General features: G+C 60.8%; 13 protein-coding genes and 3 pseudogenes. 13 read left to right on the top strand and 3 right to left on the bottom strand.

Going from position 1 to position 22,245, the window contains the following annotated elements; translation table 11 throughout:
- The first annotated feature begins 2 nt into the window (after positions 1-2).
- Positions 3-995 carry a TrmH family RNA methyltransferase gene (locus BW09_RS05035; protein WP_140463262.1) on the top strand — a complete coding sequence of 331 codons (993 nt, stop codon included), beginning with the start codon at positions 3-5 and terminating at the stop codon, positions 993-995.
- A gap of 254 nt (positions 996-1,249) precedes the next feature.
- Here BW09_RS05035 and BW09_RS05030 read toward each other — a convergent pair whose 3' ends face one another.
- Positions 1,250-2,218: a hypothetical protein gene (locus tag BW09_RS05030; protein ID WP_140463264.1), complete on the bottom strand. Its 969-nt coding sequence runs from the start codon at positions 2,216-2,218 to the stop codon at positions 1,250-1,252.
- A 1,089-nt stretch (positions 2,219-3,307) separates the two neighbouring features.
- Between BW09_RS05030 and gatC the strand changes: the two genes are divergently transcribed.
- From gatC to rho, 10 genes and pseudogenes are all read left to right on the top strand, one after another.
- The gene (gene gatC, locus BW09_RS05025) at positions 3,308-3,607 is read left to right on the top strand and encodes an Asp-tRNA(Asn)/Glu-tRNA(Gln) amidotransferase subunit GatC (RefSeq protein ID WP_044089358.1); all 300 of its coding nucleotides are present in this window, start codon (positions 3,308-3,310) and stop codon (positions 3,605-3,607) included.
- A 5-nt stretch (positions 3,608-3,612) separates the two neighbouring features.
- On the top strand, positions 3,613-5,163 hold the full coding sequence (gatA, locus tag BW09_RS05020) for an Asp-tRNA(Asn)/Glu-tRNA(Gln) amidotransferase subunit GatA (protein ID WP_044089359.1): 1,551 nt from the start codon (positions 3,613-3,615) through the stop codon (positions 5,161-5,163).
- Between the two features lie 30 nt (positions 5,164-5,193).
- Positions 5,194-6,693, top strand: a complete 1,500-nt coding sequence (gene gatB / locus BW09_RS05015) for an Asp-tRNA(Asn)/Glu-tRNA(Gln) amidotransferase subunit GatB (RefSeq protein ID WP_044089360.1) — start codon at positions 5,194-5,196, stop codon at positions 6,691-6,693.
- A 185-nt stretch (positions 6,694-6,878) separates the two neighbouring features.
- Positions 6,879-7,679: pseudogene (locus BW09_RS05010) on the top strand (GNAT family N-acetyltransferase); the annotation flags it as partial.
- 171 nt (positions 7,680-7,850) lie between these two features.
- Positions 7,851-7,973, top strand: a pseudogene (locus BW09_RS11315) (N-acetyltransferase); the annotation flags it as partial.
- Positions 7,974-7,980: 7 nt separating this feature from the next.
- Positions 7,981-8,295, top strand: a complete 315-nt coding sequence (locus BW09_RS05005; protein ID WP_044089362.1) for a DUF2469 domain-containing protein — start codon at positions 7,981-7,983, stop codon at positions 8,293-8,295.
- Between the two features lie 400 nt (positions 8,296-8,695).
- Positions 8,696-10,348, top strand: a pseudogene (locus tag BW09_RS11100) (histidine-type phosphatase); the annotation flags it as partial.
- Between the two features lie 309 nt (positions 10,349-10,657).
- Entirely contained in the window at positions 10,658-11,782 is a 1,125-nt protein-coding gene (locus BW09_RS11095; RefSeq protein WP_140464798.1) for a phosphatase PAP2 family protein, read from the top strand.
- A gap of 324 nt (positions 11,783-12,106) precedes the next feature.
- Positions 12,107-13,720 carry an NAD(P)/FAD-dependent oxidoreductase gene (locus BW09_RS04990; protein ID WP_044089364.1) on the top strand — a complete coding sequence of 538 codons (1,614 nt, stop codon included), beginning with the start codon at positions 12,107-12,109 and terminating at the stop codon, positions 13,718-13,720.
- A 375-nt stretch (positions 13,721-14,095) separates the two neighbouring features.
- Entirely contained in the window at positions 14,096-16,201 is a 2,106-nt protein-coding gene (rho, locus tag BW09_RS04985; protein WP_140463266.1) for a transcription termination factor Rho, read from the top strand.
- Between the two features lie 131 nt (positions 16,202-16,332).
- On the opposite strand, the gene BW09_RS04980 is transcribed toward rho, so the two are convergent.
- Together BW09_RS04980 and BW09_RS04975 are read right to left on the bottom strand one after the other, a co-directional pair.
- Positions 16,333-16,950, bottom strand: a complete 618-nt coding sequence (locus BW09_RS04980; protein WP_044089366.1) for a hypothetical protein — start codon at positions 16,948-16,950, stop codon at positions 16,333-16,335.
- Positions 16,951-17,057: 107 nt separating this feature from the next.
- On the bottom strand, positions 17,058-19,112 hold the full coding sequence (locus BW09_RS04975) for a P-loop NTPase fold protein (protein WP_181161760.1): 2,055 nt from the start codon (positions 19,110-19,112) through the stop codon (positions 17,058-17,060).
- A gap of 284 nt (positions 19,113-19,396) precedes the next feature.
- Here BW09_RS04975 and BW09_RS04970 point away from each other — a divergent pair, with 284 nt between their 5' ends.
- Both BW09_RS04970 and BW09_RS04965 read left to right on the top strand, forming a co-directional pair.
- On the top strand, positions 19,397-19,786 hold the full coding sequence (locus tag BW09_RS04970) for a chorismate mutase (protein ID WP_140463269.1): 390 nt from the start codon (positions 19,397-19,399) through the stop codon (positions 19,784-19,786).
- A 203-nt stretch (positions 19,787-19,989) separates the two neighbouring features.
- Positions 19,990-22,044 carry a hypothetical protein gene (locus BW09_RS04965; protein WP_044089370.1) on the top strand — a complete coding sequence of 685 codons (2,055 nt, stop codon included), beginning with the start codon at positions 19,990-19,992 and terminating at the stop codon, positions 22,042-22,044.
- The last annotated feature ends 201 nt before the right edge of the window (positions 22,045-22,245 follow it).

The raw sequence follows: 22,245 nt of genomic DNA, 5'->3' as shown, positions 1-22,245 counted from the left end.
CCATGCACGCGCCAAACCAGATTTCCCTAGCTGCCAAGGCATCCGGCGAGCCGGAATTCCGCGAAATCGGACTCGGACCGTGGTCTGAAACGCACCCCGGTGAGCCGCGGCCCGACAATCCCGCATCCCCGAACTACAGTCGCCTCTTCGATACGGAACTTCTGGATGAAGGTGACCGGCGTAATGTGCTCGACCGATACCGCTATTGGTCCATGCAAGCCATCAAGGATGATCTCGATGCTCGCGGCCGTCATGATTTCGAAGTGGCGGTAGAGAACTGGACCCATGATTTCAATATCGGGTCCATGGTGCGTACTGCCAATGCCTTCCAAGCCAGACGCGTGCATATCGTCGGTCCGCACAAGTGGAACCGCAAAGGCGCGCTGATGACCGAACTGTACCAACATGTCGAGCATCATCCATCCATCGCCGAGCTGGTGGAATGCTGGCGCAATCGCATCGCCGGTGAGATTGCATGCGAACGTGCGCGAGCCGCTGCTGCGGCAATTCATATCCGCGAATTGGCCGGCACAGCATCAGCGCCGTTGCAGAGCGAGCTCGCGTCAGCAACTTCCGACAACCGTGTCGCATATGACGAAGCGCAATCGTTCCAATCATCCGCAATCGCAGATGCTTTCCGCGAAGGATGCGCATCCGCGCAATCCACACAATCCGCCACACAATCCGCCACGCAGAGAGCAATGTCCGAGCTGGCGGCCGCCGACAATCGCATCAAAGAACTCGAAGCCGCCCGCATCATCGCGCTCGACATCATTCCCGGAGCGGTGCCGATGGAAACCTACCGGTTCCCCAAGCGTTGCCTGCTGCTGTTCGGCGCGGAAGGACCGGGTCTGAGCCAAAAAGCCCTCGATCTGGCCGACGATGTGGTCTACATCTCCCAGTTCGGTTCGGTGCGTTCCATCAATGCAGGTGCTGCCGCGGCCGTGGCCATGCACGCATGGATCGCCCAGCATGCCGCTCCGGCATCCGTCTAATAGCGTGGTCTCTGAGCGCGGGCATTGAAAGTATCTTGCAGACAACTCTGCAGAATCCAACAAGCCAAATTACTGGATTCCTCAGTGGTCGCAATCCGGACTGATGCTCTTGCTCATAGAATGCACTGGCACGGGTCAGTGGCCTCGCTGTTGCCCCCGGAAGCGAATATGAATAATGACTGGTGTCATACTGCGCAACACCACCCAGCTGTACCGCACCGCATTGTCCCTCGCCGCACTGATTGCTGGCCCCATTACCCTGGTCCCATTGCTGTCGCGGCCTGAGGTATGCCCGCCGCCCGCAACTTATTGATCAGTGGATGCTGTGCCATTGCATCCTCATAAGAGAATCGAACTATGGTGTCGACGCCGGCTCGGTAAAGTCCTGTTTCGCGTTCCTTCTCCGCATGAACCGCGCCGCGAATGCCTTTTCGGTCATTCATACCCGGATCGACATACTTGGCATAGCCGTCGAATTCCCCCACGACAGTACGCCCAGTGGGCAGCCGCCAGAGGTAATCCACTCGATACAAATCACCGGTTTGGGGGTCGATGATTTCCTGCTGAAGCTCAGGAACTGCGAGCCCTCTTTCGATGATCGCCGCCCGCCCAAGCGATTCGCCGCCGTTTTCGCTTGCGGGGTTGGTGTAATGCAGCAAGCGGAATATTGGCGTGCAGTCGCGTCGCATGGTGCTGCAGATATTCAGGATGTCGGCAATGGTGACTCCTTTACGCAATGCCGAATCGATGACAGGCAACGCGAAGCGGAATTCGGTGGACAGTCCGCAATCCACCACGGTTCTGGCTTTGCTGGTGACAGGCAGCTCGCCGATACGCACCGGTGTGCAATCCGATGCGAATATGCGTTTCACATGCGTGGTGCTGGCATTATTCCCCTGTGTTGTCGCAGTGATGGTGACGGAGTCGGCATGAAGGTGCCATTGATGGTCAAAACCATGGATGGCCGCTGCGGTGATTCCGGCGAACACCCAATCCGGATGCTTGAGATGGAGGGTTCGTGCCCGATGCCTTGTACGTTCATCCGGGTGTAGCGAAGCCCAGTAGTCCGGTCTGGCATACATGTTGGGGAATACTCTTTCCAGCTCCTGAGCTTGTGCGCGACGGGCCAGAGCTGAGCGGTGGGCTTTGGTTGTTCCGTACGCGCAGCGCTGTTCTGATTCGGCCTGGGCGATGAGAGTGGCCACTTCCTTGTGATGTTTCATGGTTCGACGGTATATCTGCGGTCGAGGTGGTGTCTATGTGTTTCAGACAATGTGGTCCGAGCTCCAGCTGATGAACGCGCGATGGTGGTTTCCCGCATGATTCCGCCAAATTGTACTGATATGGGTTCGTTGCCGGAACGGGGGATGTGGATAACTGGCTAGAGCTTGACGAAGTGTATGCGTTCATTCGTTCGATTGGATTGCAGCCGTGGCCGTGTCTGGAGGTCATGCCTGTTATTTGCATGGCGTAGATGGCAGGTGCGAATCATCGGTTGGGCCGAGGTTTTGCTTCGCTGAGAAGCTGTGAGTGGGGTGGATTAGCGGTTGGGCCGTGGTTTTGCTTTGCTGGGACGCTGTGAGCGGGGTGGATTATGGGTTTGGCCGAGAATATGCCTCGCTGGGACGCTGTGAGCGGGGTGGATTATGGGTTGGGCCGAGGATTTGCCCCGTTGACGGGCGGTGAGTGGGGTGTTTCCTCGGTTGAGTCGTGAATCTGCTTCGCTGGTGAGTGGTAGGAGGGGCGTTTCCTTGACGCGGCCGAGGTTTTGCCTCGCTGGGGTGCTTTTAATGAGGCAGTTGCTCTATTGGGCCGAGAATATGCCTCGCTGAGAGGCTGTGAGTGGGCGGATCGGCGGTTGGGGCGAGGATTTGCTTCTCTGGGGAGCTGTGAGTGGGGCGGATTATGGGTTGGGGCGAGGTTTTGCTTCGGTGGTGGGCGGTGAGTGGGGTGGCTTGTGGGCTGGGCCGAGGTTTTGCCCCGGTAAGAGGCCGTTTTGAGGCCGTCAGGGGGCATCTGAGGCCGTCGGGGGCGTCTGAGGTCGGGGCAGGGGCGTCCAGCGGGGTGGAGTGCAGATTGGGCCGAGGATTTGCCCCGGTGAGAGAGCGGCAACGGGTTGCAGAGGGACGCATGAACGCATGAACGCATGAACACATGATGCGGCCTGGTTGTTGTGCATTTCCTTTCGCTTGATAGAAGATGACCGAATGAAGTGCGATGGAAGTCCGCTGAAGTGGCAATGGAAGTCCGACAGACGAAATGCGTATCTTCCTGATGGCCGCGTGTCACAAACCGCTCGTATAGTTGGGCGCATGCCAACATTTTCACGCGAAGAAATCGTGCATTTGGGCGATTTGGCCCGAATCGCGCTCACCGATGAGGAAATCACCCGTCTGCAGGGCGAGCTGAACGTCATTGCAGACTCCATCAACAAGGTTCAGGAGGTTGCCTCCGACGACGTCGAGCCCACCGCCAACCCGGTTCCGCTTGAGGCCTATCTGCGCCCGGACGTGGCCGAAACCCCGCTGACGCAGGAAGAGGCTCTTGCCGGTGGCCCGAAGACCGAGGCCGGCATGTTCGTGGCGCCGCGAATCCTGGGAAGCGAGGAGTGAACCTGATGAGCACCGTAACCAACGAAACCGCAAATCTCGTCAAGCTGTCCGCCGCCGAGCAGGCCGCCGCCGTCAAGAAAGGCGATGTGACCTCCCGCGAGCTCGTCGAAGCCCATCTCAAGGTGATCGAGGCCGCCGAACCGTCCATCAAGGCGTTCCTGAAGGTCTCCGCTGACGTGGCCCTCGAACAGGCTGACGCTTTCGACGCCAAGACCGCCGAAGAGAAGGCCGAACTGCCTGAACTCGCCGGCGTGCCGATCGCCATCAAGGACATGATCGTCACCAAGGGCATCGAGACCACCGCCGCATCCAAGATTCTCGAAGGCTGGGTGCCGCCGTATGACGCCACCGTCATCGAGAAGCTCAAGGCTGCTGGCATGCCGATTCTCGGCAAGACCAACCTGGACGAGTTCGCCCAGGGTTCCTCCACCGAGCACTCCGCCTACCAGACCACCCACAATCCGTGGGATACCGAGCGCGTGCCGGGTGGTTCCGGCGGTGGCTCCGCTTCCGCGGTCGCCGCGTTCGAGGCCCCGCTGGCCCTCGGCACCGACACCGGTGGCTCCATTCGTCAGCCCGGCGCCCTGACCGGCACCGTGGGCGTCAAGCCCACCTACGGCGGCGTCTCCCGCTTCGGCGCCATCGCCATGGCTTCCTCGCTCGACCAGATCGGCCCGGTCTCCCGCACCGTGCTTGACTCCGCCCTGCTGCAGGAAGTCATCGGCGGCCATGACCGCCGCGACTCCACCTCCATCCCCGAGGGCCCGCGTCCGATGGTCGCCGCCGCCCGCGAGGGTGCCAAGCGTGACCTCAAGGGGCTGAAGGTCGGTCTGATCAAGGAACTCGGCGGCGACGGTTTCCAGCCAGGCGTCGAAGCTCGTTTCAACGAGGCCGTGGACAAGCTCAAGGAGATGGGTGCCGAGGTCGTCGAGGTCTCCTGCCCGCATATCGGCTACTCTCTGGGTGCCTACTACATCATCATGCCGTCCGAGGTGAGCTCCAACCTGGCCCGCTACGATGGCATGCGCTACGGCCTGCGCGTCATGCCGCCGGCCGGCGTGCCGCAGACCGCCGCCAACATGATGGCCTACACCCGTGAGGCCGGCTTTGGCGACGAGGTCAAGCGCCGCATCATCCTCGGCACCTACGCCCTGTCCGCCGGCTACTACGACGCCTGGTACGGCTCGGCCCAGAAGGTCCGCACGCTGATTATCCAGGACTTCAAGAAGGCCTTCGAACAGGCCGATGTTCTGGTCTCCCCGACCTCTCCGTCGACCGCTTTCAAGTTCGGCGAGAAGATGGACGATCCGCTGGCCATGTACATGAACGACATCGCCACCATTCCGGCCAACCTCGCCGGTGTTCCGGCAATGTCCATTCCGGCCGGCCTGTCGGACGACGGCCTGCCCGTGGGCTTCCAGTTCATCGCCCCGCAGCAGCGCGACGAAGTGATGTACAAGCCCGCTGCCGCACTGGAGGCCGCGCTTGAGGATGACTGGAATGGTCCGATTTGGAAGGACCTCAAGGCTCCGTGGCTTGACGGCTTGGACAAGTGAGAAGCATCGGAAGGAAAGATAAGCAACATCATGGCTGAAAAACTGATGAAGTACGCCGATGCCACCAAGAAGTATGATGTGGTCTTCGGTCTGGAAACCCACGTTGAGCTCAGCACGAACACCAAGCTGTTCTGCCCGGCTCACATCGAGTTCGGTGGCGAGCCGAACACCCAGCTGACTCCGGTCTCCTTGGGGCTGCCGGGCTCGTTGCCGGTGGTCAACAAGGCCGCTGTGGACTACGCGATCAAGCTTGGTCTCGCACTGCACTGTGAAATCAACGAGTGGAGCCAGTTCGCCCGCAAGAACTACTTCTACCCGGACATGCCGCGCGACTACCAGATCTCCCAGTACGACAAGCCGACCAACGGCAACGGCTACCTGGATGTCGAGCTGGAGGACGGCACCGTCTTCCGTGTGCCGATCGAACGTGCGCACATCGAGGATGACGCCGGCAAGAACACCCACGTGGGCGGTGCCGACGGCCGCATCGAAGGCGCCGACCATTCCCTCGTGGACTACAACCGCGCCGGTGTGCCGCTGATCGAGATCGTCACCAAACCTATCGAGGGTGCGGGCGACCGCGCTCCGGAGATCGCCGGTGCCTACATGCGTGCCATCCGCGACATCGTACGCGCGTTGAACATCAGCCACGCCCGTATGGAGCAGGGCAACATGCGCGCCGACGTCAACGTTTCGCTGCGCCCGTCCGCCGACGCCCCGTATGGCACCCGTTCCGAAACCAAGAACGTGAACTCGTTCCGCGGCATCGAGAAGACCATCCAGTACGAGATCCGCCGTCAGGCCGCCCGCCTCGACGAGGGCAAGGACATCCTGCAGGAGACCCGCCACTGGGATGAGGCTACGCAGACCACCGCAGGCGGACGCGTCAAGTCCGATGCGGACGACTACCGCTACTTCCCGGACCCGGATCTGGTCATGCTCCACATCACCAAGGAGCACATCGAGGAGATCAAGGCTCAGATGCCGGAGATGCCGCGCGAACGCCGCAACCGTCTCAAGACCGAATGGGGTCTGACGGATCTGCAGATGCGCGACATCCTGAACGCCGACGCACTTGACCTGATTGAAGAGACCGTCAAGGCCGGTGCCAAGGCCGCAGGCGCCCGCAAGTGGTGGCTGGGTGAGCTGTCCCGCGCCGCCAACGCCAAGGGCGTCTCCCTCGAGGAGCTGCCGATCACCCCGGCCGACGTGGCCGAGGTTGAGAAGCTCATCGCCAGCGGCAAGCTCAACGACAAGCTCGCCAAGCAGACCGTCGAAGGCGTACTCAAGGGCGAAGGCACCCCGGATGAGGTCGTCAAGAAGCACGGCTACAAGATCGTCGAGGACAACGGCGCCATCGAGGCGGCCGTCGACGCGGCGTTCGAGGCGAACCCCGACGTGGTCGAGAAGCTCAAGAGCGGCAACATGAAGCCGATGGGCGTGATCATCGGTGCCGTGATGAAGGCCACGCGAGGCCAGGCCGATGCCAAGGCCGTCACCAAGGTGGTCATGGGCAAGATCAAGTCCTGAGCCGTTAAGCGGACAGCCGAAACAGGCTGTATGTACGTAACAGTCACATGGCTACGTACATACAGCCTGTTTTGTTACAAAACCTTCCAGTCCAGCATCTTTCCAGCGTTCACCCAGCAGAGTAGGATATGTTCGGCACTGAATCGAGAGCCGTTGTGAGTCGACAAACAGGGGACGAACACCAAATGACTGAGACCAACGAGACGTTGAGCATGGCAGTTGATGCGCAAGTCGCGCGGGACCTGCCTCACAGCATCGTCATTCCGCCTATCCAGGGCGAAATGGTGCATCTGCGTCCTGCCACGGTGGAGGATTTGCCTCGTCTTGACGAACTGGATGCTTTTTATGGAGCTTCCAAGATCACCGGTAAGGATGCGGCCACCGAACGCGCCATGATTCATACGTGGGTGCGTCGCTCTCAGGCATGGGAGGCTGGCAGGACTCCGGGGGAGTCCGGCGTGGGCGATCCGGAACTGCGTCGCACCATCGCTTGGGCTGTGGTCACCGACGCCGACCATGACGAGGACGGCAAGACGGACGCCGGTGCCACTGACAATGTGATCGGCATGATCTTCCTCATCGACATTGATGGCTGGTCCCGCTCCGCGCGCATTCAGATCGTACTTGGTCGCGACTATCGCGGACGTGGCTACTCGCGTGACGCCATGCCCCGTGTGATGACGTATGGTTTCGCCGCCGAGCCGGCCGGCTTGGGCATGCATCGTATCTGGGTCGCTGTGCCGGAGAAGAACACGCGTTCGATCTCCGTCTACCAGTCGTTGGGCTTCGTACCGTCCGGCACGTCGCGCGACGCCCTGTGGGACGCCGAAAACAACAAGTATCAGGATCTGATCGTCATGGACACGCTGGTGGATGAATACGATCCGATCCGATCGCTGGAAGCGTTCGGCATGCACCTCATCGAAAACAATCCCGGTGTGCAGGAGGCGCTCGCCGCACGTGAGCATTCCGTGGCGCTGCGTCAGAAGACCGCGTCCGAGCAGGCCGCTGCATCACAGGGGGGTCATCAGTTCGCTGAGGATGCCGAAAACCGGACCGGTGCTGATGCAGACACGGCCACCGCGTCTGCACGACAGCGTACGGTGGAGCAGCCTCAACATCGGCAGGCTGCGGGTGAAGCGTCGCATGAGAAGTCCCGCCTCAGCGCTGAAGAAGAGAGCAACTGGCCATATGGTCAGAACGAACGAAAGCCTTCGAAGGAAGCTTGGTGGCGCACGCTGGGGCGTGGCCGCAAGCGTGACACGGAAAGTGAGCGGTGATAGCAGCATGAGCGCCGAGGATCTCGACAATTACGAAACCGATGCCGAGCTCGCCCTGTACAAGGAATATCGTGACGTTATCAAGCTGTTCACCTATGTCGTGGAAACCGAACGTCGCTTCTATCTGGCGAACAAGGTCGATTTCAACGTTCGCTCCGCTGGGCAGGACGTGTATTTCGATGTGCAGTTGACTGACGCCTGGGTGTGGGATGTGTATCGCTCCAGCCGTTTCGTCAAGTCGGTGCGCATCGTGACCTTCAAGGACGTCAACGTCGAGGAAGTGCAGAAGACCGACATCGACATTCCCGACGACATCAATTAGTTTCAGGCAGTCGGCACCGTCAGCCTAGTGATCAATCTCACAATTGTCTGTGTGGCGTAGGCCCCCTCTGATGGACGTTGCCGTGAAGCAAACAGCGGAGCTGTTTGTAGGCAACGTGCGAGCCGACAGGCGAGCCAGCAGGCTGCGCGCGGAGCGCGTCCGTAATTGCAGGACGGGCTGTCAGCGAAGCTGACTGGGGGAGAGACAGAAGATGAAGTCCTCAATTACGTGAGACAGACCACCGGAGATGGCATTGACGGTGCGGGGAGGAATGTCAGGTTTGCCTTGCCTGTCATCCATTGTTCACCTGATACTCAGGGAAAATTCAGGCCGATAACGTATAGGACGCGTGTCTTGTTTGCCTGCGATTGATAAAACATGTCGCGTGAACGCACAGCATATTTTCCAGGGATGCAAGGCATCCATCGCATGCATCGCAGCTGCCGCCACATTGATGGCCGGTGGCGTCTTGAACACCCCCGCCGCCTCCGCATTGGAGATCGACGGCCAGTACTACAGCAGCAAGCAGCCGTATGTGGCTCCTGATGCCGAGACCACCGCGAACTACAGCAAGGCACCTGAAGGCTATGAGACGGTGTACACCGAATCGATGGCCCGCCACGGTTCACGTGGTCTGTCCAGCTACAAGTACGACGCCCTGCTGATGAAGATGGCGGAGGCTGCCGACAAGGACAATGGCTTCAAGTCCGACGCCATCAAGAATGAATTCGTCAAGAACCTGACGGCCATCACCGCAGCCAATGTGCAGAACGGCTACGGCATGCTCACCGGCCAAGGCGCCAATCAGCATCAGGGCATCGGCACGCGCGCCTACGAGCGCAACAAGGCGTTGTTCGACAAGGCCGCTCAGGACGGCGGCAAGATCGCCTACCAGTCCTCCGGCGAGGCCCGCGCCACCGAGTCCGGCGAGAACTTCGCCCGCGGATTCAACACCGCCTCGAACAACGAACTGGCCAACAGCACGGTGAACCCGGCCGATCCTGCCGGCACCGGCGAGGCCGCCGTGTTCGACAAGACGCCGAACACGCTGTACTTCCACAAGGCCGAGAACCCCGACGGCACCGAGAAGACCGGTGACGCCAAGAAGATCGCCGACGATTACCAGAACTTCGTGGAGAACGACCAGACCATCGCGGGTGCCGAGGAGACCATCTCCGAGAACGCCGATGTCATGACCGCCTCCCATGATCTGCTGTCCCAGATCTTCACCGACGACTTCCTCGCCAAGCTGGCCGACGGCACCTACAAGTGGTACAACACCGCCGACGGCACCAAGAACGGCGACGTCAACTGCGCTCCGGGCGCCGATCCGAGCAAGGATGCGGACGCCTGCGGCGAAGCCAAGAAGAAGATCGCCTCCGAATACGACGCCGCAATGGATCTGTACAATCTGTACATCATCGCTGCGGATATGCAGAACGAGAACACCGGAAGCCATACCTTCGACTTCAACCAGTACTTCCAAGGTCAGCAGGCCAGCGACGCGCGGCTGTTCGCGTGGGCGCTCGACGCTGAGGACTTCTACGAGAAGGGCCCGAGCTACACCGGTCAAGATGAGACCTACAAGATCGCCCAGCCGCTGCTGGACGACTTCTTCAACACCATCGACCAGCGTGTGAACGGCGGCTCCACCGTGGCGACCTTCCGGTTCGCCCACGCCGAGACCATCATGCCGTTCGCCGCGCTGCTCGGCCTGCCTGGTTCCACCCAGCAGGCTCCGGCCAGCACCACGGACGTCTACACCTATGACAACAACGAGTGGCGAGGCGAGTCCGTGACGCCGATGGCCGCCAACGTGCAGTGGGATGTGGCTGTCAAGCCGGGCAACGACCCAAAGACCGGCCGCGCCTACACGCCGCTGGTGCGCATGCTGTACAACGAGAAGGAGATCCCCTTCCGCTCCGAATGCACGCCGATCGCTGATGGCTCCACCTGGTACAAGCTCACCGAGCTGAAGAGCTGCCTCGAAGCCGGTCACCAGACCACCGGCGACAATGCCAAGCTGCAGGACGGCTCCAACCCGCTGGTCGGCCTCGTCTCCGAGTTCGGCACGTACTGGCAGGCCCCGCAGTTCAATGACGACGGCACGCTCAAGAGCGCCGGCAAGGTGCTCAACAAGCAGGTGCTCGCCGAGAACGACGAGAAGGTCGTGGCCATCAACAACAAGGCCGCCGAAGGCGCCACCGATGCCACGCCGAGTGAGCAGCAGCAGCGCGCGCTCTCCGACCGTGACGCCGACAAGGACGTGGCCACCGCCTTCAAGGACGGATTCGGCCCGGTGATCGGCGAATACTTCGCACAGGGATACAACGACGGCAGCCTGGACAAGGTGGCCGCGGTCATGAACAACAACGGCTGGTCCGGCAACCCCGCGAAGAATGTCAACCAGTCGCCCCGACCCTACGTCTCCGACCGCAGCACGTGGGCTCCCATCAAGGATGACGCCACCGGCCTCAACCAGAACACCGGCTCCAACGACCTCGCCGGGCTGCCCACCAGCCTGGACATCATCAAGGTCAACACCGATGCGGACGGCAAGGCTCTGGGCTCCGACGGCAAGCTTCATTCTCCGGACTATCCGAAGAACTCCTATGAAGGCTCCTTCCCGTCCGGCCACACGAACAAGGCCTACTCTCGTGGCGTGGTGCTCGCCGTCATGGTGCCGCAGCTCGCCCCCGAGATCCTGGCCCGCACCTCCGAAGCCGGCAACAACCGCATCGTCCTCGGCGTGCACTACCCGCTGGACGTGATGGCCGGCCGTATCGGCGGCCAGTCATCCGTCGCGGCCTACATGAACGCCAACGCCGATGAGGTGGCCGCCGCTTCCGAACAGCTCACCACCTACCTTGCCTCCCGTTGCAAGGCCGACGGCTTGGGCGACACGCTCGAGCAGTGCATCGACAACACAGGTGCCGCAGCCGACAAGGGCTACGCCAACGCCTTCACCGACGAGGTCTCCTCCAAGCCGGTCACCGACCGTGCCTCCGCTATCGCCGCCTACCAGGCGCGTATGACCTACGGCTTCACCCAGGTGACCGCTGGCGGCAAGGCCTTCACCGCTCCGGAAGGCGCCTCCGCACTGCTGCGTTACGCTTACCCGTCCCTCACGGACGAGCAGCGCAATGCCGTGCTCGCCAAGACGGCAATCGACTCCGGTTACCCGCTGGACGCCTCCTCCCAGGGCTGGCAGCGCATCGATCTGGCCACCGCGCTCAGCGCCAAGGTCACCCTGAACAAGGCCGGCGAGGTCATCGCCGTCGCCGCCGCGGACAAGCCCAGCGTCATCGTCTCCAACGAGACCGTGACACCCGGTGACACCGATCAGAACACCAAGCCGTCCACTCAGGATAAGGACAAGGGCTCCAAGATGCCGAACACCGGCGTCGCGGTCACCGGTGTCGCGGCCGCCATGGTGCTGCTGGCGCTCGCCGGCATCTCCCTGAGCCTGTGGAAGGTCCGCCGCTGATTGATGGGCGATAGGTGTCATGCCGCCGATGGTTGAGATGGATGGCATGACACCGATGCCTGTTGGCAAATGGTGAATAACTCACAAACCAATCGATGCGCCCGGTCTGCATATTATGGCAGGCCGGGCGCATCGATTAGTTGACGGCAATCGCTTGTGGGCGCCGATATCAGAGCGCGTGCTTTGTTTGATACTCCGCCCCATGTGGCATAATGCACTAGGCCCGTGTGACGGGAGAATTCTGTAAGCATTCGATCATCTTTCCGTGTGCGATTCCGGGGCGTTTAGTAGACTGTCTCTGATTTTGCGTTTATAAGGAGCATAATGAGCGAAAAGCAATCCGTGGTGATTATCGGTGGTGGTCCCGCCGGCTTGACTGCTGCATGGGAGCTCGTCAAGGATGGCGGTTCCGACAGATATGACGTGACTGTGCTTGAAGAGACCCACGAATTCGGTGGCATCTCCCGCACGGTGAAGCATAACGGCAACCGTATGGACATCGGCGGCCATCGCTTCTTCTCCAAGGACGACCGCATCATGGACTGGTGGAAGACCGTGCTGCCGTTGCAGGGCGCTCCCTCCTATGATGACAAGAAGCTCGGCCGGGAGCACGATATGGAGCCCGGCGGCCCGGATCCCGAGACGGAAGACAAGGTGATGCTCAAGCGTCACCGCGTGTCCCGCATCTATTGGAACCGCCGCTTCTTCGATTACCCGATTTCGCTGAGCCCCAACACCTTCAAGGCCATGGGATTTAAGCTCACGCTGGTTGCCGGCTTCAGCTACCTGAAGTCCATGTTCCACAAGCTTCCGGAAGACAATCTGGAGAACTTCTACATCAACCGTTTCGGTCGCAAGCTCTACTCCATGTTCTTCGAGGGATACACCGAGAAGCTCTGGGGCCGTCACCCCTCCCAGATCTCCGCTGACTGGGGCGCCCAGCGCGTCAAGGGCCTGAGCATTCTGGGCGTATTGAAGAACGCCTTCCAGAAGCTGCTGCCCAAGAAGCGCTCCAACGCCGAAGTCGAAACCTCGCTGATTGAGGAATTCTGGTATCCGAAGTACGGCCCCGGCCAGCTGTGGGAGACCGTGGAATCCAACTGCGAAGCCGCCGGCGTCAAGGTGCTCACCGACGCCAAGGTGGTCGAGGTGCGTCAGACCAACGGTGCCATCTCCTCCGTGGTGTATGAGGATTCCGAAGGCAACCGCACCGAGCTTGCCGGCGACCAGTTCATCTCCTCCATGCCCGTCAAGGATCTGGTCAACGCCATCGACGCGGCCGGTGCCGATCCCGAGGCCACCGGTTCCAAGGCGGCCCCAGCCGACATGACCGCCGTCGCCAATGGCCTTCCGTACCGTGATTTCGTGACCGTGGGCCTTCTGGTCAAGCACCTCAAGCTCAAGAACACCACCGACATCCCCACCCTCGGCAATCCTCCCATCGTTCCCGATTGCTGGATCTACGTCCAGGATCCGGGCTACAAGGTCGGCCGTCTCCAGATCTTCAACAACTGGAGCCCCTATCTGGTCAAGGACGTCGACGACACCGTCTGGATCGGCCTCGAATACTTCTGCGAGGAAGGCGACTCCTTCTGGAACATGTCCGAAGAAGACGTCACCAAGTTCGCCATCTCCGAACTCACCCGCATGCGCGTCATCAACGGCCCCGACGAGGTCCTCGACTCCCATCGTGAGCGCGTCCGGAAGGCGTACCCCGCCTACTTCGACACCTACGAGCACATGGACGAGCTCATCGAATACCTCGATGGTTTCGGCAACCTCTACTGTGTCGGCCGCAACGGCCAGCACCGCTACAACAACATGGACCACTCCATGGCCACCGCCATGGAAGCCGTCAGCAACATCAAGACCGGCAAGACGTCCAAGAAGAATGTGTGGTCTGTCAACACCGAAAAGTCCTACCACGAAGCAAAGTAAATAACGGAGCGTTAGCTGTGCCGAGCCGTTAAGCGGACAGCCCTGTGGGCTGCCCGTAGGCGAGGTGAGCGGCTTGCCGCGAAGGCCGCGTGCATCGCGGCTCCTCGGTCGCGGTACCTTTGTACAGCTTCCCTCGGTGCGCCTTGCTACCGCACGCGTTATTCACTTTGCTTACGCAAAGTGATCAGTGAACGTCATGAACGGCCTGCCGGATAATCCGGTGGGCCGTTTGCATTGGTCGTGCCAAGGTTGTACAGTGTTGCGAAGTTCGCAAGGGCGCCAGAGACGCAGCGAACATTCATGAGCGGTGCAACCGCAAATCACTCTTAACTCCGTAAGTGGGCATGAGCCTGTTCGGTATGGAAAGGGCAACCAGTGGCAAATAGCCAGAATCTAGAAGATATGAAGCTTCCTGAGCTCAAGGAGCTCGCCAAGCAGATGGGATTGCGCGGAACTTCAGCTATGAGGAAGCCCGAGCTTCTCGCCACCCTGCAGGCAGCTCGCAGTGGCGGGGAAGCGCCGGCTGGCGTCAGCGTCCGTCAGCCCAAGGCGGTCAAGGCATCGAAGCCTGTCGCCACTCCTGCAGCTGCCGCCGAGCAGCCCGCGGAACAGGTCGCCGCAGCACCACAGCACGTTCAGACCCAGCCGGATACCCAGCCAGCTGAGCCGAACATCACACTGCCTGAACCAGTCGCAGAAGCGGAATCCCATACGGAAACCAGCGTGGAATCCCATACGGAAACCAACGTGGAATCCCATGTGGAATCCCGTGGCGAGCGTCGCGTCCGCCGCAGGACCCAGGAGATGATGGATAGTGTCGAAGAGCCGCGTGGCCGTCGCAAGCGTATCGAGGATGATGGCGAATTCACTCGCCGCAAACCGCGTAAGCATGCGGATGCCGAGGTTGTGGCCGACGACCTGCTGGCCAGCCTCGATCTCGGCGGTACCTCGCCGGTGCCTGTCGAACGCCGGCGTCGTCGTGACGATGAGGAAGCGCCGCTGATCCGCCGTATTCGCGATGACGAGGACATGCAGGCCCGTCGTCGTCGAGTCGAACCGGATGACGAGAACGTGCGCGATCTCGATGACATTCTCGCCACGTTGCCGACGCAGAAGCATGACGAGCCGATGGACGACGAGGACACCGACGACAATCAGGATCGCGGTGAATTCACCCGCCGCAACCGTAACCGCGGTGATCGTGCTGATCGCGGCGGTGACCGCAACAATGATCGCGGTGGCGATCGCAATGACCGTCGCAACCGCCGGATGCGCGGCCGTGATCGTGACGTCATGCTTGACGACGACCGTCGTGAAGAGCCGCAGGAGGATCTGGTCCCGGTGGCCGGCATCATCGATGTGCTGGATTCCTACGCATTCGTGCGCACCTCCGGCTACCTGCCCGGTCCGAATGACGTCTACGTGTCCATGGGCCAGGTCAAGAAATACGGCCTCAGGAAGGGCGACGCCGTGCACGGTTCCATTCGTGCTCCACGTGAGGGCGACCGTCGCAATCAGCGTCAGAAGTTCGTGCCGTTGCAGGCCATCGATTCGATCAACGGCCAGAGCGTCGAGGAATCCCTGAAGCGCCCGCAGTTCTCCAAGCTCACCCCGCTCTATCCGCAGGAGCGTCTGAAGCAGGAAACCACGCCGAACAAGCTCACCGGACGCATCATGGATATCGTGGCGCCGATTGGCAAGGGCCAGCGTGGCCTTATCGTCTCCCCGCCGAAAGCCGGCAAGACCATCACCCTGCAGAACATCGCCAACGCGATCACCACCAACAACCCGGAAGTGCATCTGATGGTGGTGCTCGTGGACGAGCGTCCTGAGGAAGTCACCGATATGGAGCGTACGGTGCAGGGCGAGGTCATCTCCTCCACGTTCGACCGTCCTGCTTCCGACCATACGACGGTCGCCGAACTGGCCATCGAGCGCGCCAAGCGTCTGGTGGAACTCGGCCAGGACGTCGTCGTGCTGCTTGATTCCATGACCCGACTGGCCCGCGCCTACAACATCGCGGCCCCGGCCTCCGGCCGCATCCTTTCCGGTGGTGTCGACGCGCAGGCCCTGTATCCGCCGAAGAAGTTCTTCGGCGCCGCACGCAACATCGAAAACGGCGGCTCGCTGACCATCATCTCCTCGGCCTTGGTGGAGACCGGCTCCAAGATGGATGAGGTCATCTTCGAGGAGTTCAAGGGCACCGGCAATATGGAACTGCGGCTGTCCCGCGAGCTCGCGGACAAGCGACTGTTCCCGGCCATCGACATCAACGCTTCCGGCACCCGCCGCGAAGAGCTGATCACCGAGCCGAAGGAACTGCCGATCATCTACCGTCTGCGCCGACTGCTGGGCGGCATGGAACCCGAGCAGGCCTACCAGACGCTGGTGCCGCGACTGAAGAAGACCGCCACCAACCGCGACTTCCTTGCCGCCATCGTGCAGCAGGCCATCAACGGCAATGCCGTCAATGGCAATTGATTGAACTGATTGGATTCACCCGAGTCATGCCGCGCGCATGACTACGACTATGGCCCGGTTTCCACTGTGGGAGCCGGGCCATAGTCGTAGCAGAGTCATAGTCACGCGCTGAGCGCCCTTACACTGTGCCCCTATGCGTGCTTCGCGTAATACACCGTGTCGATGCCGGGCCCGCGGTCGTCAGGCAGCGTCTTGATCAGGGAGAAGCCCATTTCGCCAAGAATGTGCAGATGAGCGCCGTTCTTGCTCCATGTGCGCGTGGCCACCACGGTTCCCGCCACGTCGGGCAGCGTGAACAACGCGCGATACATGCGCTCGGTCAGATGCGCGCCGCGATACGCTTCAGCCACCAGAATAGTACTCACATACGTGCATACGCCGCCGTCCACGTACGCGCATGCGTAATCCGGGCGGTATGACATGAACCCTGCCAGCGTCTGATTGCCTGTGCTGTCGCCGGCCTCGGAATTGCTATCGTTATCGGCGTTAGTACCGGCATCAGCATCGGAGCCATCATCCACTGCCAGCAGGAACCGCTGCTCCAACAATGCCCGGTAGTAGTCGTCGATGGCATGGTCGGCGGCTGCCGCGTGCGGCGCCAAATCGGACTGAGTCGAGCTGTGGCGTGCGGACAGCGGCGGTACGAACTGCTCATCACCCCAGCGCAGCAGTGTCTTCAATTGCTTCAGTACTTCGGCGTTGCGCGGCGTCTCCTCCAGCGTCGGTACATAGTCGATCGAGACGGTCATGCGATTACCTCCTGTCTTCGGCAATGCCGTCAGCAGCGGACATCGCCGGTAACAAGTTATACAAGTGATGCGGTTGTTCCTGATGTCGGACCGAATGGCGACCTAGCTCAGCGCGGCTTGCGCGCGTGAATGTACAGACGGTTCGTATACGGATCCAGATGTTCGGCGCACAGACGCTTGAATTCGCGCTCCAGAGCCTCGTATTCGTTGTCGGACATCGCCTCGGTGCGGTAGAAGATCAGGCTCGCCACCGCGAATGCATTGGTGAGCACCAGCGGATTGGGGTCTTCGGATTCGACCTCCTCCACATCGATATGCTCGAATCCTATGGAATCCAGCATGCCCTCCATTTCGGTCTTGGTGGGGTAGAAGGCGGGGAAGGCCCATCCCTCAGGGAATTTGTCGTCAAATCCGAGATTGGCGATGGCCAGCCGCGCATTGGCGTGGAGCCCGCGATACGTGTCATGGCCGCCCTGATGCACAGCCAGCTCACCTCCCGGGCGCAGTGCGCGGAACAGTGCCGTATAGGTGCGCTTCGGGCGACGCGCCCAGTGCAACGCGGAATTCGAGAACACCAGATCATACCGCTCGCGTTTGGAGAGCTGTTCGGCATCCTCCACACGGAAATTGATGCGCCCACGGTAGGTGGATGCACGTGTGCTATCGGATGAGCCATGGGCGGCGTCCAATGCGGTCAGATGCTTGTCGTAATTCTCGTACGCCTTCTTGATCTGCCCTTCGGACAGATCGATGGCGCTGACGATCATATCCCGGTTCTCATCCCACATCTCAATGGTCGTGCGGCCATTGCCGCAGCCCACATCCAGCACGCGTCTGCCGGACAGCCAGGAGAAGTCGGTGTCGTCGATGAGCTTGATGCCCTGCTTGTGCTGGGTCTGCGAGGTCCTGTCATAGCGCTCGCCGTTGTACCGCACATGCGAGCTGGCGTTGTCGTGCCCGCCCATGATGTTCACCGTGCCGAACAGCGGATTGATGGGGACGCCCTTGTCAATGCATTCCTGATACAGGTCCGCGTAGATGGCAAGCAGCTGCCCCACGCGGTCGCGATTGCGCTGGCCCTGCGGGGAATCGTCGAACAAGGTGCTGAGCATCGGCCCCCAGTCGTCTACCGGCTGGATGGTCTGCGACAGCAGCGCGTATGTGGTGGGGAAAGCTTTGTGCATGGCGACCAACAGCAACAGCATCAGGCGGTATTCGGGGACTCCCGAACTGCGTCGCTCCATCTCCACCATGATCTGCAGCGAGTTGAGGATGTTCTTGATGGAACGCGGGTTCTTGTTGGTGGTGAGCAGGAAGATGTTCTCGATCTGCCGACTGAGCGAGGCATATTGCCATTCTTCGGGCAGCAGCCGCATGGCTTTGAGCCGTTCCGTGATCATCGGCATCACATCATATTGGGAGACGGGCACATTGAACGGCAGCTGGATGATCTTGTCGAAGAAATCCTGGGCCACGTTGCGTCCGTTGATGCGTTCACGGCCGTACTTCTGCGTGATGCCAAGCTTGACCACGTCGAAATCCACAGCCAGCACGAATACGCAGTTGCGAATATCGAACAGGTTCTTCATGGTCTCGAGCAATACCACGGCCATGCCGGGGTCCAGCCGGTCCAGATCGTCGACGAAGATGATGAACCCCTTGTCGGTCACGCCGTTGTCGGGCGCGGAGACTTCGGAATCGATGATCTGCTCCAGCGACTTCTTCACGTCGGAAACGCGCCCGGACCGTGCAGGACCGTCCAGTCCCACCGTGTTCCACAGGCGGTCGACGCTTTCGGTCTCCACATTGAGCATGTTGAGCGCCACGGTGGAGATGGTCCGGATCGAACGCTTGATGCCTTCCGCACGCTGGCTGTCCTGGCTGGATTTCGGCTTGTCGAAATGGTCGCTCAACTGTGAGACCAGGCTGATGAAGAGCTTCTTGGCGGCGTCCTCCTGATCGGATTCCAGGAACAGGTTCCATGTTTCCAGCCAGATCGCGTCGAACCGTGACGTATCCGGCAGTCGCCTGTCGCATAACTGTGATTCGATCATGCGCATGAACGAGGTTTTGCCGCTGCCCCATTCGCCTTGGATGGCCACGGTGAGCGGCGTGCTGCTGTTGCGGATGAAATTGCACAGGGAATCCACGTAGCTGCCCACACCGAACCGATCTTCATCGCTGGATGCGAGAGGAATGTCGCTGGCCAGATACTTCGTGGGCGCTTTACCCCCGTTGCCGGTTGACGCAGGCTGTGCCGCGAGGCGAACGTCGATCTGTGAGTGCAAAGGCTCTGGGGATGCGGAAGATGCAGAGGATGGTATGGAGGATACTCGCGTCATTGCCTTGCCCTTCTCTCGGTTGATGCTCTTATCATACGCACGCATCGGCGTGATGTGAGCAGGGCACTCGCGCGATGATACGGTTTGGGGGTATTCTCGAGAACATGAGCGAAACGAGCAGTGACTGGCAGAGGACCACCATAGATTCCGCCCAGGCGGCGGCCCATCCGGAAACCGCCAAGGCGGTGGCGCAGATTAAGGCGCTGCGCCAGTCCATCGACAACATTGATTCCGCTGTCATCTCCCTGTTGGCGGAACGGTTCAAAACCACGTCCCAGGTAGGGGTGCTCAAAGCCAGCGCTGGGTTCGCCCCGGAAGACATGAAACGTGAGGACTATCAGATCGAGCGTCTGCATCGCATCGCCATCGAAGCCGGTCTCGACCCGGAAATCGCTGAGAAGTATCGCGAATTTGTCGTGACCGAGGCCAAGAAACGTCATCAGCGCATCGCCGAGGCAGGCGGCGACCCGGGCGTATTGGACGTGTTCGCCTGAACCGTATGTTATGCATCCGTGCCGTGCTGCCTCATGCATGCATATCCTCTGTATTCCCTACATTCACACGCTGGTGGGGAACCAGCGGTGCAGTGTGAATCCCCATTGCAAGGTGTTCGTCGGTGAGAGGAATCCGCAGACGCGGCAATCGCAACGGATATGATATGAACGCATGCATTGACGTGTATGAACGGGGATAGGATATGAAGCTTGCCGCTGCGTTGGTCAGTTGTGCCCTGTGCGTGACTTCTACAGCCGGTGGTGTTCTGCTGAGCCGTCCGGCTGACGTGGATTACGGGCCGGTACTGGCGCAATCCGCGAGCCGATATGCCGTGTTCGATGAAGACGGCGAACCCACGCGCTGGTATGCGGTCGGCGGGCCTTCCGAGACGACGGGCGCATCGCCGGTGACGCGCATTCCCGCCGACTCAGACACCGCTCCGCAATTGCCGTGGACCATCGACGTCACATATTCGCTTGATGGGCCTAATCTGTCTGCCGCGGAGGTGGCCGGGACGTCCGGCCTTGTGGGCGTGCATATCACTGTGCGCCCATCGCATGCCTCCGACAACAGCGCCAACCGTACCGTCCCGATAATCGCGTTCACCATCCCCAGCCAAGTGTCGGATGATGTCTCCGCTTCGGACGGCGTGTCCGTCAGCACGCAGGGCGGCAATTCGCTGGTCGCGGCAGTGGGGCGCAGCGGCTCGGGACTTGAGCTCAGCTGTTATATGAACGCGAAGCGTTTTGCCATGAGCCCCATTGCGCTCGCTGTCGTGCCGGTCGATGTCTTGGATGGTGGTGCCGTCCAGCAGCCTGCTGACAATACCAATACTGCCGCCGGACAGCTCGCTGCCACGTCCTCGACCTTGGTGGATTCCCTGACCGACGCCGGTTCTGGTGCGCATCAGCAGCTCATCGACCAGCTCAAGGCCTTGCGCGCGAATGAACAACAATTGGCCCAGACGGTCACCGCCGAGCGGGAAGCCGCCCACCAGCGGACGTTCGAGGCATATATGGCCGCGTACGTCGGCTCCTATACCACGCATCTTTCCGGCTCCATCGGCACCTCCACCCAGCTGCCTGCATTGGTGGGCACTGCCGGTGAGCTGTCCGGCGATACGCCGCTGGCCCAAGCGGTGATCGACTTGGCTGATGCCGTCAACAATGTGAGCGCCGCGCATATGCATGCCGGCGCAGTGGATGCGCTCGATGAGGTGATTCGCCACATCCAGCAACAGGGGACGACCGGCTTGGTCGACGATCTGACCAAGGAAGCCGCCGAGGAAGCCACCAAAGGATCGCAGCAGTATTCGGCCGGCCAGAAGCAGCTGTCCGCCGCGATGATTCCCTATTCGATGAAATATACGGATGTATACACGTCCAAGTTGAGTGCACTGACCGGTGGCACGTCGGCGGGAGCTACGGCATATGCGCAACAGGCCATCGCCCAAACCAATGCCAGTGATGAGCTGAAGGATTCGAAGGCCAAGGTGGATGCCGCTATGGATGCGCTCGCCGCCGCCTGCGAGCATACCGGCAAGTCCCAGGCGCTGCGGCAGATACTGTTGCGCTTCTCCGACCAGTTCGCAAGCGGCGATGAAGCTGCTGGTGATTCGGTTGATTCGGATGGTTCAGGTGCCGACACCTTGGCCGGCGAATCGCAGGTGCTGGTTCATGGTCTCGCCGACGTGCAATCCCAGTCGTTCTACGGCCGGACCAAGGCGGCTGAAGCCAAGCGCAAGGCCGAGCGTGCGCGCCAGCAGGCGCAGGCCGCGCAACGGGAGCAATCGCAGGACACGCAGACCTCGCTGGTCGATGACACGATGTCCATGTCCGCCAGCGATGTGATGAGCTATGCCAACGGGTTGACTTCCGCCATTGGCGGAGGTTCCGGCAACGATGCCGGTAGCAGTGCCGATGGCGATGCCGCTGGGACTACCGCTGACACTGCCGCTTCGCAAGGTGCTGGACAATCCGCGCAGAGCGGTACAGATGCCAGCAGGAACGGCTCCGGTGTGAGTTCCGATTCACGAACGGATGCTGACGATGATGCCGCTCCGATCCTCTTCGGATTCGGGCAAGGCGGCACGTTGCTCACCCACGATTACAGCGTGCTCATCGGTGAGACCGTGGTTATCGGCGATGCCGGTCGGCTGATCGCGCAGGCGATTCCTCAATTGGGCTCGGATGTTCCTGCAAGCGCCCTGACCACTGACACTCCCGCATATCTCGTCGTGATGTCCAACCAGCGCTAGTGCCCTGTGTCAGGAATATGTGATGCATCATGGGGTGCGCCATAGGTCCGTGGGCTGTTTAGGGCTGTGTCACAGCTGTCTAGGGCTGTTTAGGTCTACTTAGGTCTTAGCGCACGAAATTCTCGGGGAGTGGGTAAATCTCGAGAATTCCATGCTCATACGGCAGGGGGAGCCCCATCGACATCGATCGATGGAACTCCC

The organism is Bifidobacterium sp. UTCIF-1, assembly GCF_006408915.1.
Classification (GTDB): domain Bacteria; phylum Actinomycetota; class Actinomycetes; order Actinomycetales; family Bifidobacteriaceae; genus Bifidobacterium; species Bifidobacterium reuteri.
The sequence above is the reverse complement of the archived record's forward strand: the minus strand, read 5'-3'. Positions and strand labels throughout refer to the sequence as shown.